13 protein-coding genes and 1 pseudogene are annotated in these 12,375 nt (G+C 64.7%); 8 read left to right on the top strand and 6 right to left on the bottom strand.

The window, feature by feature from the left end; translation table 11 throughout:
- Positions 1-295 precede the first annotated feature (295 nt).
- The gene (locus tag ACLQ2Q_RS15750) at positions 296-595 is read right to left on the bottom strand and encodes a hypothetical protein (protein ID WP_425821517.1); all 300 of its coding nucleotides are present in this window, start codon (positions 593-595) and stop codon (positions 296-298) included.
- 528 nt (positions 596-1,123) lie between these two features.
- On the opposite strand from ACLQ2Q_RS15750, the gene ACLQ2Q_RS15745 reads away from it, so the two are divergent.
- The 3 genes and pseudogenes from ACLQ2Q_RS15745 to ACLQ2Q_RS15735 all read left to right on the top strand — a co-directional run.
- On the top strand, positions 1,124-2,200 hold the full coding sequence (locus ACLQ2Q_RS15745; RefSeq protein WP_425821619.1) for an IS110 family transposase: 1,077 nt from the start codon (positions 1,124-1,126) through the stop codon (positions 2,198-2,200).
- Positions 2,201-2,502: 302 nt separating this feature from the next.
- Positions 2,503-3,579, top strand: coding sequence for an IS110 family transposase (locus tag ACLQ2Q_RS15740; RefSeq protein ID WP_425821515.1), 1,077 nt, complete (start codon positions 2,503-2,505; stop codon positions 3,577-3,579).
- Between the two features lie 18 nt (positions 3,580-3,597).
- A pseudogene (locus ACLQ2Q_RS15735) lies at positions 3,598-3,732 on the top strand (IS30 family transposase); the annotation flags it as partial.
- An 82-nt stretch (positions 3,733-3,814) separates the two neighbouring features.
- Here the strand turns inward: ACLQ2Q_RS15735 and ACLQ2Q_RS15730 are convergent.
- Together ACLQ2Q_RS15730 and ACLQ2Q_RS15725 are read right to left on the bottom strand one after the other, a co-directional pair.
- Positions 3,815-4,396, bottom strand: a complete 582-nt coding sequence (locus ACLQ2Q_RS15730) for a hypothetical protein (protein WP_425821617.1) — start codon at positions 4,394-4,396, stop codon at positions 3,815-3,817.
- Positions 4,300-4,869 carry a hypothetical protein gene (locus ACLQ2Q_RS15725; RefSeq protein ID WP_425821615.1) on the bottom strand — a complete coding sequence of 190 codons (570 nt, stop codon included), beginning with the start codon at positions 4,867-4,869 and terminating at the stop codon, positions 4,300-4,302. Before ACLQ2Q_RS15725 ends, ACLQ2Q_RS15730 begins: the two co-directional genes overlap by 97 nt.
- Positions 4,870-5,455: 586 nt before the next feature.
- On the opposite strand from ACLQ2Q_RS15725, the gene ACLQ2Q_RS15720 reads away from it, so the two are divergent.
- Complete coding sequence (locus ACLQ2Q_RS15720; protein WP_425821513.1) at positions 5,456-6,613, top strand: hypothetical protein; 1,158 nt, start codon at positions 5,456-5,458, stop codon at positions 6,611-6,613.
- 134 nt (positions 6,614-6,747) lie between these two features.
- A complete protein-coding gene (locus ACLQ2Q_RS15715) occupies positions 6,748-7,293 on the top strand; it encodes a DUF6578 domain-containing protein (protein ID WP_425821511.1) in 546 nt (181 codons plus the stop codon).
- 170 nt (positions 7,294-7,463) lie between these two features.
- Here the strand turns inward: ACLQ2Q_RS15715 and ACLQ2Q_RS15710 are convergent, their stop codons facing one another.
- Positions 7,464-8,582, bottom strand: coding sequence for a hypothetical protein (locus ACLQ2Q_RS15710; protein WP_425821509.1), 1,119 nt, complete (start codon positions 8,580-8,582; stop codon positions 7,464-7,466).
- A 359-nt stretch (positions 8,583-8,941) separates the two neighbouring features.
- Between ACLQ2Q_RS15710 and ACLQ2Q_RS15705 the strand changes: the two genes are divergently transcribed.
- The 3 genes from ACLQ2Q_RS15705 (at position 8,942) to ACLQ2Q_RS15695 (ending at position 10,326) form a co-directional block, all read left to right on the top strand.
- Positions 8,942-9,124, top strand: a complete 183-nt coding sequence (locus ACLQ2Q_RS15705) for a hypothetical protein (RefSeq protein ID WP_425821507.1) — start codon at positions 8,942-8,944, stop codon at positions 9,122-9,124.
- A gap of 265 nt (positions 9,125-9,389) precedes the next feature.
- Positions 9,390-9,689: a hypothetical protein gene (locus ACLQ2Q_RS15700; protein WP_425821505.1), complete on the top strand. Its 300-nt coding sequence runs from the start codon at positions 9,390-9,392 to the stop codon at positions 9,687-9,689.
- A gap of 208 nt (positions 9,690-9,897) precedes the next feature.
- The gene (locus ACLQ2Q_RS15695; RefSeq protein ID WP_425821503.1) at positions 9,898-10,326 is read left to right on the top strand and encodes a hypothetical protein; all 429 of its coding nucleotides are present in this window, start codon (positions 9,898-9,900) and stop codon (positions 10,324-10,326) included.
- A gap of 203 nt (positions 10,327-10,529) precedes the next feature.
- On the opposite strand, the gene ACLQ2Q_RS15690 is transcribed toward ACLQ2Q_RS15695, so the two are convergent.
- Both ACLQ2Q_RS15690 and ACLQ2Q_RS15685 read right to left on the bottom strand, forming a co-directional pair.
- Entirely contained in the window at positions 10,530-11,522 is a 993-nt protein-coding gene (locus tag ACLQ2Q_RS15690) for a hypothetical protein (protein WP_425821501.1), read from the bottom strand.
- A gap of 503 nt (positions 11,523-12,025) precedes the next feature.
- Complete coding sequence (locus ACLQ2Q_RS15685) at positions 12,026-12,358, bottom strand: hypothetical protein (protein WP_425821499.1); 333 nt, start codon at positions 12,356-12,358, stop codon at positions 12,026-12,028.
- Positions 12,359-12,375: the final 17 nt, after the last annotated feature.

The raw sequence follows: 12,375 nt of genomic DNA, 5'->3' as shown, positions 1-12,375 counted from the left end.
GCGGGTGCTCCACCTCCCGGGCTCAGCGGAGGTCTTCCACGGGTTCACGAGGTGCGCCGTCGTTGGTGGTCGGGCCGAATCGCTCGTAGAACAGCGTCAACGCGGCCATCGAACTCTCGTCCCGAGTCCTGCGGCCAATGGGATGTCGTGGACGTTGGCGTGGGTCGTCCGTACGTGCCCATCGGGTGGGTCAGCAACCATCCGATGCTGGGCCGGAGTGATCGAGCCGTCGTAAGCCCCGCCGTTGCTCGTGCCTTGCTTTGAACTGGAGCGGCGCGGGTGTCTGGAAGTCGGGCTACTGGATCGTGATGCGCTGCTTAAGCGGTCGACCACCTGGGGAGTCGGCCCACGTGACAACGAGCGTTGTGGCGACGCCGACGGGCTTGCGGACACGAAATCGGTAAGGGGCGTCGGGGTTGAAGATCGACGGCGCGGCGTCCAGCGACGCGGAGTCGAGCCGTGCTGTGTCTGCAGCCGTTGCGCCGGTCAACTCGACGTCGTAAAGGGAATTGGAGCCTGAGTTGATCAAAGCCCAGAGGCCATTCTCGGTTGACCGGGGCTCCACTTGCCATGGCGTCATTTCGTCATCATCCATGCCGCGGAGCTTACTCGGCGCTAGTCGCGGCGCGTCTCAAGCGCGTGCAGATGGAGCGCATCGATGCGCCTTAGGAGCGTCGACCTCCCCCGGTCGCCATCAGAGCGGTCAACCAGATCGCCGACTGCCGGTTCACTTCCGTCCTCGGCGAGGTCTCGATGCGCGAACTGGGTCGTTTGATGCAGGTAGAGAGCTCATGGGTCGACGCCATGTCGACTGTACTAAGGAAGCAGTCGTGCCTTGATCGAGTGGCTGGATCTCGAGCGCAGTGCGTCAGGGATCGCACGCAAGCCAGTGAGGATGTAGGCGGGGCATCCGGTGGGGGCTGACCCTCCGCAAGCCTGACGCAAGGTGTTGTCTTTGGACCGATCCGTCGTCTGCACCGGGTGCCCCGTAGTGCACACGAGCGGCCGGGGAACGTGACCTCATAGGAGCCTGCGCAAGAGGCGCCCATCACTGGCCTGTCCATCCGCCCGATCGCCGTGTGCCGACCTATCCGATGCAAGCGAAGGACGGCAGATGACAATAATGACGAATCTCGAAGCGACTGTCGCGGGTGTCACGGGCGGGGTGGACACACACGGCGAAACTCACCATGCGGCCGTGGTCGATCACGTCGGCCGCGAACTGGGCGACCGCGAGTTCCCGACGACTCCAAGCGGTTACCGCGCGCTGCTGAGCTGGTTGCGCGGTCACGGACAACTCCACGGCGTTGGTATCGAAGGGACCGGCACGTACGGTGCCGGGCTGAGCCGGCACCTACGCGCCGCCGGCGTGCAGGTGGTGGAGGTTGACCGGCCCGACCGAAAGGCACGGCGGAGCAAAGGCAAGTCAGACCCGTTGGATGCCTACTCCGCTGCCCGCGCCGCGCTGGCCGGCCGCGCGACCGGCGCGCCCAAGGGCCGCGACGGCCGCATCGAAGCCATCCGGGCGCTGCGCGTCGCCCGCAGCAGCGCGGTGAAGGCGCGCAGCCAAGCCACCAACCAGCTCAAGGCGTTACTCGTCACCGCGCCCGAGCAGTTGCGCGAGCAGCTGCGCGGCTTGACGACGACCGCGCTGATCGCTGCGTGCGCTCGTTTCCACCCGGCAACGGACCTCACCGATCCCGAACGCGCCACCAAGACTGCACTGCGTCGCCTGGCTCGACGCCACCAATTCCTCACCGAGGAGATCGCCGCCGCCGACGCCGAGCTCCGGGGCCTAGTGACAGCGACCGCACCACGCCTGATCGCGATACCAGGCGTCGGCACCGAGGTCGCAGGACAACTCCTGACCACCGTCGGGGACAACCTCGACCGGCTGCACTCTGAGGCTGCGTTCGCGCACCTGTGCGGAGTGGCCCCCATCCCCGCCAGCAGCGGCAAGACCCGACGCCACAGACTCAACCGCAGCGGCGACCGCGGCGCCAACAACGCGCTTTACGTCGTCGTCCTCCGGCGCTTGCGCTACGACGAACGCACCAGAACCTATGCCGCCCGACGCACCGCCGAAGGCCTGTCAAAGCCCGAAATCATCCGCTGCCTGAAACGGTACGTCGCGCGCGAACTCTTCAACGCACTCCAGCCCACACTCAACCCGCTCCAAGACCCGGCCGACGCGGCTTGACAGTCCTGTGAATCTAGAGGCGGCTGGTCCGGGACTGGCTGGCAGGGTGGGCGTTGGTCGCTCCGCCGTGGTCGTGACTCATGACAAACGTGGCCCCTTCGCGGGGTGCCTTGCCTATGAACTGTCCGGCTGCGGCGGGTGACCGGCGCCTTCCCGGCCCACCTCAGTGGCTTGATCAGAAGCATGTCCGACCTCGCGGTCGTGGCTCATCACAGGTATGCCCCGAAGTGATCCTCTCCGGGCCGGCGCCGGTCGTCAGCGACCGAGCCAATCGCCCATCTCAAGGAAAGGACCGGACCGCTGTGAGCACCATTGTCGCGCACACTCACCCGTTCGTCATCGGCGTGGACACCCACGCCCGAACCCACACCTACGCAGTTCTCACCGCAACAGGTGAGCACCTCGGAACCGAAACGTTCCCCAACACCACGGCAGGTCGTTCCCGCGCCATCTCCTGGGCCGGGCGCCGCGCCAGCGGTGTCGCCGACGCCCTCTGGGTGATCGAGGGAGCCAACAGTTACGGCGCGCAGCTGGCACGCAACGTCACCGACACCGGCTACCGCGTCGTCGAGGCCGCCCGGATGAGCGGTGGCCGCCGAGGTGTCGGCAAGTCCGACCCGATCGACGCACATCGAATCGCCGCCGCGGTTCTCGCCCTGCCGACCGATCAACTGCGCAACCCGCGCCAAGACGAGGGCGTGCGCGCCGCGACGCAGATCCTCCTGACCGTTCGCGACGAACTCGCCGGTGAGCGCACGCGAGCAGTCAACGCCCTCACTGCCCTGCTCCGCATCACTGACCTCGGCCTCGACGTCCGTCGTCCCCTCGGTGCTCGCCGGATCGCTGAGGTCGCACGGTGGCGGACGCGGGACGAGCACCTCGCCGCCGCGACCGCTCGAACCGAGGCGATCCGTCTGGGCAAACGGATCCTCGAGCTCGACGCCGAGCTCGATCAGAACATGGCCCGCATCGGCGAGCTCGTCCAAGCTAGCCCGGCCGCCGAACTGCTCGAGAAGACTGGCATCGGGCCGGTCACGGCAGCGAGAACTCTCGTCGCGTGGTCCCACCCCGGCCGAGTCGCCAACGAGGCTGCTTTCGCCGCCATCGCGGGGGTGAATCCCATCCCGGCATCCTCGGGCAACACCACACGACACCGACTGAACCGCGGCGGAGACAGGCAGCTGAATCGAGCGCTGAACGTGATCGCGATGGTCCGAATGGTCCACGACCCTGGCACCCGCGCCTACGTCGACCGGCGACGTGCCGAAGGCAAGACCGACCGCGAGATCCGACGCATCCTCAAGCGCTACCTCGCCCGCAGCATTTACCGACACCTCAACGCCGCCGCAAACGCTGAAACCGGGGTTGACGAGATATAGAAGCTTCACAGAGGCACCCCGAAGGGCACCGAACTCGGCGGGTTCAGCGAGGAACACCTCGACGCCGTCGCCGCCGAACTCAACGACCGGCCACGCAAACGACTAGAGTTCCAAACCCCGATCGAAGTCATCGGGAACGTTCTGTTGCAATGACCGCCAGAATCCGCCGATCCTTCATCGCGCATGCGGTCGCGGGAAACGGTTGGAGTCGGCCCCAGGTCCCGGGGTTGGCTAGTTACGGGGTCCAGAGGAACGCGTGGGACTCACCCATTGGTGTGCCGCTGAAGCCGGCAACCTGCCCGCGGATATTGATCGCTGTCGCGATACTGTTTCCGCCCAGTGAGCCCAAGTCCGTCATTCCGCTGGACGGCGTCTTACGGAATGCGCGCTGCCACCCGTCTGCGGTGTCGGACGACCCAATAACCTGTCCGCGGTCATTGATTCCCCACGTCCACGACCCCGCCCCGCCGAGAGTCCCCAGATCCTGCAGTCCTCCCGCTGCGGTCCATCGCACCGGACGTGACGTCACACCATCGACCCCGGTAATGACCCCTGCGACTTGGCCGCGTATTTTCAGGCCCGACGGGACCACTTCGCCTAAATCCCGCATTCCACCGGTCGCCGTCCAGAGAAACGTGTGGCGTGAACCATCGGCTGTGTCCGCGACCCCTATGACGTGGCCCAACGCGCTGATGACGTATCCGGAGCTGGTGGCACCGCCTAGCGTGCCGAGGTCTTGCATCCCTCCGGAGGGCGTCCAGCGGAATGCGTGGGATGTGCCGTCAGCGGTATCGGCGACCCCGGTGATCTGTCCCAGATCGTTGATCGTCCCTGCGGCACTGCTGGGGCCGCCGAGAGTACGAGATCTTGAATGCCGTGGGAAGGGGTCCACCGGAACGCTCGGTTGTTGCCGTTGGGAAGCCTGGAGTATCCAGTCACCTGTCCTAGGTTGTTGATCGCACCAACGGTGGTGAAGTCTCCGCCCAGCGTTCCGATGTCCTCCATTCCGCCGGACGCCGTCCAACGAAATGCGCGATGCTCGCCGTGCGCCGTATAGGACGCTCCAATGACTTGTCCGCGCGCGTTCATTCCGGCCGCGACGCTCGTTTCACCGCCGAGCGTTCCGAGATCCTGCATTCCCACCGAGGGTGTCCAACGGAAGGCGTGGGTGCTCCCTCCAGCTGTGGCGGAGTCGCCCGCCACATGGCCGAATGCGTTGATGGCCACGGCGCCGCTACTGGCACCGCCCAGCGTACCGAGGTCGCGAATCGTGCCCGACGACTGTGCCATCACATTAGGCGGCGACGTTGTTACGGCGGACGCCGGGAAGGCGCCAAGCATCGCTGTCAGCGCCCCAACAGCCACTGCCCAGCCCCACCGAACGTTCATCCCGCACCCTTCGTGGCCGCACAGTCCTGCTGTCGCTCGAGAAGATTGTCTCGCCGAAGGTATTCGCTGAAAAGGGTGATAGGGCATTCCCGAAAAGAGGGCGTGGGGAGCAGTCGGTCAATCGTCCCGACACGTCGATGGGCGTGAGCGTGCGCGGTGGCTCTCTCCCGGACGGAACCCCACCTCTGCGAGGTCCATAGCAGGATCCATATGCGGAGCGCCGACCTGCTGGATCGACGCACGGTCGCCGCCTCGAAGGTCAGTGCCCTCTCGAGGATCGTGGAGGCACGGGAGCGCACGTCTCCGGCACCCACGCGCATGCTGAACTTGCGGAGCTATCCAGTGTCGCCTGCTCGTCCTCTCGCCGATTCATTCAGTGTCCGTGACGGCTCTGTGTTGTTCGTCACGGAGCCTTGTGGAGGCCTGAGTTGCGCGGGACAATTCAGCCACTTCTTTCACGAAGGAGTTCATTTGCGAGGAGTGGGAAATGAGCGTTCGGCGCAATTTCGGAGTGGTCGCCGTGGTTGTGGGGGTGCTGGTCGCGGCGTTGCCGGTCTCCGCCGCTGCAGCGTCGGTGTCGACGGTGTCGGTGCAAGCGACCGGTGGGCGTGATCTCGGCACGCTTGGCGGCCACTATGGCGACGGGCAGGACATCAACAATCGCGGTCAGGTCACGGGATTCGCTCAGACCGCCGATGGGAGGTATCACGCTTTTCGGTGGACTGCGTCCGGCGGTATGCAGGATCTCGGGACCTTCGGCGGCGCCTCTAGCTGGGGTGTCGATATCGACGAATTGGGTCGGGTCACGGGATGGGCTCTTACTAGCGACGGTGCGCGGCACGCGTTCCGGTGGACGCCGTCGAGTGGGATGCAGGACCTGGGGACGCTCGGCGGGGACTGGAGCTCCGCGGTCGCGATCAATAATCGCGGCCACGTAGTGGGGTCTGCCACCCTCACGTCTGGCGATCAGCATGCGTTTGTGTGGACGGCGTCGGGGGGCATCCGCGATTTGGGCACGCTGGGCGGTCCGACCAGCACCGCGACCGGGATCAACGATCTGGGCCAGGTGACGGGAAATGCGGATCGGGCCGACGGAACCAGCGGTGCGTTCCGGTGGACCGCGTCCGGCGGTATGCAGGATCTCGGCACGTTGGGCGGCCCGAGCAGCTCCGCGGTCGCAACCAACCTGTTGGGTCAGGTCGTCGGGACCGCGGACACCGCGGATGGGTCACTTCATGGTTTTCTGTGGGCGCCCTCGGCAGGAATGCGGGATCTCGGGGACTTTCAACCGACCGTCCTCAACGCGCGAGCCCAGATCGGTGGGCTGGTTCCCCGGTGGGACGAGAAGTCTGCTGAACGTGCGGCTCGTTGGACGGCGTCCGGCGGTATACAGGACTTGGGTGCGCAACGCGGCGACGGCAGCCTGGACAGCGCTGCGACCGCGATCAACGAGCTGGGTGAGATTGTCGGGTACGACGGCTTCCGCGCATTCCGATGGACGTCCTCGACCGGGATGCGGTACTTGCCTGGCGACAGTCCCGGTGGTTACGGCTCCGCACAGGCGATCAACCTGCGCGGCCAAATCGTCGGATCGTGGGGTGACGAGACGGAGGAGAACCGTCACGTGTTCCTGTGGAGCCCTTAGTCAGCGAACCTGCAGGTTGCGGGCGAGCGACCGGACCGACCAGGCCCAGCACGGCGAGAGCGGCCGCGCGATAACGGGTCCACCACCGGCCGGGGTGAGGGTCTGACGAGTAGTCGCTCGATAGCGTGTGCAGTATGACTCGCGTGTGGCTGTGGGACTGGGAGTGGGCGTGTTGCGGGGATCACTTCGCGGTTGGCGATGATGTGGATCTCGGGATCGAGAGGCGAGATCCTTCATCGGTACTGACGGAGACGCTCGGTCCCGAGCTCGTCGTGACCGTAGACGCGATCGAGTCGCACCACGAGGCAGAGTTCACCGATCGGGTTCAGGGTCGCGTCACCGCAGTGCAGGCCGTCAGCCACGAGGTCGTTCAGCGCCGGACGCTACGCCGTCCCGGTCATGGAGCGCCACCGACCGCATCGATACCGGCCGATGGCGAGGAATGGCCGACGATAAGGCGTGCCTTGGGAAATGGCGTGATCGTGGGATCACGCCCTTCCCGGTACGTTATCGAGGGCGTGCCCGTCCCTGATTCGGTCGAGCTCGTGCCGGCTCCAGGTATCCGACTGCCCGCATCTTTACGCGACGAGCTAGCGCCGCCTGCCGAGGCCACGGACCCTGCGCCCGAGCGGTCATCACGGTCAATTGTGGGCTGGCTCGTCGATGTGAAGGAACGGTAGCTGACGAAGCGCGGGGGCTCGCGAGGGGCGGGAGTAAGTCCAAGGGGCGGCATCTGCCGCCGCCGGATCGACCGCCCGCAGGCCGGTCGGTGTGCGGGCGTACTCGAGATGCCCTGCTGGTCCGAGATCGGTGATCACGTGACCGTCTCGCCCCTGTCACTGAGCGCCTGTCAGGGGGTCCAGATGAAGGCACGCATCGGACTAGCCTCTGTTGCATAGAAGAATCCGGTGACCTGACCGCGCACATTCACCGCCGCGGGGCCGATGCTTATGGGGAGCGGGCCTAGGTCCCTCATTCCTCCGGACGCTGTCCAGCGGAACCAGTGCAATGAGCCGTCCGATGTTTCAGATGACCCGATGATGTGACCGAGGTCGGTGATCCCCCACGCGACGCTTTCCTCACCACCGAGAGTGCCCAGGTCCTGCCATCCCACGGAGGGCGTCCACCGGAAAGCGTGTCGTGTTTCGGGGGGAACCTCCGGGTCAAAATATGGTCGTCCTATGAGCTGGCCAAGAACGTTGATCCGGCCGGCGAGGAAGACCCCCAGGTCCTGCATCCCATCAGATGGCGTCCATCGAAACGCGCGAACCGAGCCGTCGGGGGTGTCGCAGAATCCAGCAATCTGACCACGTGCGTTGATATCGCCTCCGGAGCAGTTTCGACCGCCAAGCGTGCCCAGATCTTCCATGCCACCCGATGACGTCCACCGGTACGCGTGCAAGCTCATGTCGGAGAGGTAGGACTCCCCCGTGACTTGCCCCAACACGTTGATGGCGCGCGCATCGCTGGTGGGACCGCCCAGAGTGCCAAGATCCTGCATGCCCCCAGACGGCGTCCACCGAAAAGCGTGCCACTCGCCATTGGAGAGGTCGGATACCCCCATGACCTGGCCGAGGTCGTTGATTCCTGTCGCCTGGCTGTTCTGGCCGCCGAGGGTGCCCAAGTCCTGCATTCCGCCCGACGAGGTCCAGAGAAACGCGTGCTGCTGCCCGGCCACGCCGGTACTGGACTCGCCGACGACTTGACCCCAGATGTTGATGCCCACCCCGGTGCTGTTGGCGCCGCCGAGAGTGCCGAGATCCTGCATGCCGCTCGACGCCGTCCATCGAAAGGCGTGCTGCGATCCGTCCTCTGTCTCCGCCATCCCCGTCACCTGACTTACCGCGTTGATAGCGCGCCCTTGACTATGGTGGCCGCCGAGTGTGCCAAGATCACGTAGTCCCGTTACTTGTGCCGTGATGGAGCGTTCGAATGCCTGTGCCGCTGTGAGCGGTGCGATGCTGGTCATAGCCATCACGATTAGGGCGGACAGCCCCAAACTCTTCCGAGCGTTCATCGCAAGCTCCTCGTGGAATCGATGTCACACCTGGGGAAAGAGATTGTCTCTCCCTTCGGACTCCTCATCAAGCCAGTACTCGGCCCCTGCATTTACTGAGAGATGTGCCCGAAGACGGGGGGCCATCGAGTCCAGCGTTCCGTGCAGGCGGATGGGAGTCTTCGCAGTCGGCGGCGGCGTGTGGGCGGCGCTCGCGGGGTCGGGGCGGTGACGCGAGGACGTGCGCACCGCGTCCGCAAGCCGGTCGTTTTAGCGCGACGCTCCGGTCTCACCACAGATCCGATCCGTTCGCTCGACGCCAGCATTCTCGAATGACGATCATGCGGCGAGCATTGGTGTTGTTGGAGGTGTTTATAGCGGCTGTTTTCACGCTATTTCAGGCTCAAGACTGGATCATGCCGTTGGCGTTGGCGCTCACGCTGGGCGGCATCGCAGTTGCCGCCGTGCTGCCCTTTCGATGGGAGTTGACGACTAGTACTGGAGCCTCCGACTAAGCGTTCGTGCGCGGAAACGACAACGACGTCACCGCGCGCGACTCGACATCTGCCGCGAACACCTTTATAGACGGCGAGGGAAACAAGCTTCAAGCGGACAACGTCCATCACTTGCCCGGCGGGCGGGTTATAAGGCCGTGGTGGTGACACGCTACGTCCGGTGCAGCAACTGCCTGGCGTTCGGGACGACGGGTGACGACGGCGAGATCGGACCCTGTCCCGAGTGTGACTCGGAGTGGGGTCAGCCCGAGTGGGATCGCCGGACGTGGGAGACGGCGAAAGCGAGTGGAACGCGCGACCGCGCGCGGTCGTCGAGATAATCAACGGAGTAGAGAATCACGTTCAGGTCACCGGGGCTTCGCCGGGCGGGGCCGCCATCGGCTCTTACTACAGCCGCCGGAACGACTTTCACATCGATGGAGCCTTCAACATCGGTGTCAATGCGGAGCGCAGCTCGTTCTCAATCGCGGGCAACCAGGACGGTTCCCCGCCGCCGATGAGTCGCAAGCAGCGGCGGGATGCCAAGCGTGCAAGCCGCAAGAAGCGGCGAATCGGAAGCGACTGACCGGCCCGAAAGGGAGGCCAGACCGTCCGCGAAGCCTCCGTCGACCTGACTGGTGACACGTGGGAGTTCATCGAGGCGGTTCGTGACCAGCTAGGGGTCGAGCGTTTGAAGGCCTCCAATGTGCTCCGTCATCGTCGCAGATAGAAGAGCGCACCGAGTGGCAAGCTCTATCCTTATCGAGTCGTCGTGACTACTTCTTTGCGGCAATGTGTGGGATCCACGGGAGTGGGAAGAGGACTTTCGCATTACAGATCCCGACGATCCCGACTGGCTGGCGGTCGCCGACGTCACCGGTGTGGCGAAGGGGGCGCCCGGGTCGGAGATCGCGACGGTTCTCGGCTACATGATGAAGTATGTGCGCGAGGAGACACCCGCGAATACGCCAAGTCTCTGGGTCATCGTCAATCAGCTGTTCCACCGCGATCCGCTCACTAGAGGCGACCTCTATCGTCCGGACGATCTTGAGACAATTTGGTTCCATGATGGGATAGCCCTCGATACGAGCGCGCTGTATGTTCTCTCGCAGTCGATCGATCCCGGCAGTGATCGTGCCGTGACCTGCCGGGCGTGGCTACGCTCTTCCCGCGGCCAGGTCACTGTGGTCGATGCCCAGCAGTGGCTTGCGTCCAACCCGTAAGTTTGGCGGCTGAATCACGATGCGGCCTGGCTCCTCGATGTTCCCACGGCCGTGTTGCGACGGTCATCGCCGCCGGTCGCGCAATGAAGGTCAGCCTCTCCTTGGCCGCTCGCAGGACGGTGGCCCAGCGTTCGTCTTCTTTGGCGGCGCCGGGCCACGGCCCTCTAGACGCCAGCGGGCGGATCTGGCCGCACTTGCAGACGTCAACCAGGACGGTCACGGTCAGTTCCGACATGATCCAGGGCCACCAAGGGCTCGTCCATTTGAAGGTTCGATTCGTCATCGAAGAAGGTGGTGCGCATGTCCAACTCTTCGCCGTCGCTGATCGTCGCTCCATGCAAATGGAGCCGCCCCTGATCCTTGAAATCGGTGTGGTCGAAGGAGATCTGATAAGCGCGAGTGATGGTCGCAGAGCCGAGCCAAATTGCTCCCGATCTGATACTGGCCCCGCGCAGAGACAAACGTCCGCCGTCGCTGATAGTGGCCCAATTCATCCATATATTGTTCCGGATCGTCGCATTGGCGAACGACAATTGCCCAGAGCCGGTAATGACTATGGAATCCAGGTCGACTCCGAAGTCGATGCGAGCGCGATTGAGGTCGAGCTTGAGCGTGCTCCACGAGCGATTGGCGCCCGGCTGCATGTGCGCGCGTATGAGTCTGTAGGCCGTGGTTTTGATCTCGACCTCGTCGCGCGGTGTACTTGACTCGGGGCCGGGAGACGGCGCCCTTAGGTAGGCGCAAATTACGTCGACACAGACTTGCACTTCATCGCGTCGACCGTGGTCGTCCCAGTCGTCGGCCAGCGCCCCGAGCGCATAGATTGCCGCGGTGCGCCTTATCGCCAGATCGCTACCGATGAGATCCACGGCAGTGACGAACCGCGCTCGCAGCTCACGTTCGATGTTGAGCAGACGCTGCTCCTCGCTCTCATCGCGACGGGTGGCCTCTTTATGGCGGTCGTCGACGAGTCGTTGCCGGTCGCGTTCCGCCGCCTCTAGTTCCTGCCGATGTCGCGACAGGCTTAAGGCGACGCCCACGATTGCGATGAGGCCGCCCAGTCCGAGCAAGATAACTTGCGCGGCTGTACCGAGCAGCCTTCCGCGCTCCTCGACGGTGCTGCCCGGTAGCCAGTTATTCAGGAGTGGCTCTGGTGCGAGCCACAGCAGGAGGCAGCCGAGGACGACATATGCCACCGCGGAAGCAACGATGGCAGACGTGGCCGTGGGCCGCCGCGATTCTCGGGAGCCGCCTCTAGTCTTCATCATCGAACCTTAGCGACGCCTCATCTAGATCCACCAAGCAGACCACCGACCAGGAGCGTGACGCCCTCCAAGCGGCGGGCGTGACTAGCATCTTCGAGAACGTGCCCCTAGGGAGCCCGATCTCGCCTCAGCGCGAGCGATGCAGTCCCGCTAGGGTCGAAGCGAGCTATCCCCTTACTAGCAGCCTGCGTGAGAGACCGAGATCAAAGCTAAGGCTTGCTGTCGCCGGTTCACGTCTGCTCCACGCATCCTTGCTCGCGCGACGAACGTAGCGGCCTCCCGCGCCGCGTTACCCGGGCTGCGCGGCCGTGATTGCCCGGCGCAGTTCCGCTCGCACCGAGCCTGCGGTTTGCCGAGAGAAAAGTGCCACTCGGCGCGAACTTCCCGTTCCGCCGTGATCGGCGCTTAGCCATGTGTCGATCCACGCGAGAGCTTCATGCGTCGTCATCCCCTTTGGCCATCAGATCGGGAACAGAGTCCCCGATGAGATCCGCTTCATCGAAGGGTCCCGCCGTCGATGTCTCGAGCCGGGACGTTGGGACGACGATCCGGGAGTTGTGGTGAATCCAGCGCTGCAGGAGCAAGTTCACCCCATATGCCGAGAGAATCGCTACTCGCTCACCCGCCTCCAGTTGCTGGGGATCTACGATCTGGATGTCCTGGAACTTCACCCGGACTGCCGCGGTGCCTTCTCCTCCCACCTCGGGAAGGAACATTGCCTTGAAATGTCCGGCGGACCAGTCGCTGGGGATGTCGCCGGCGGCCACGACGTCCCCGACGAGGA

The sequence above is a fragment of the Microbacterium sp. DT81.1 genome (genome assembly GCF_049844955.1).
Taxonomy (GTDB): domain Bacteria; phylum Actinomycetota; class Actinomycetes; order Actinomycetales; family Microbacteriaceae; genus Microbacterium.
The sequence above is the reverse complement of the archived record's forward strand: the minus strand, read 5'-3'. Positions and strand labels throughout refer to the sequence as shown.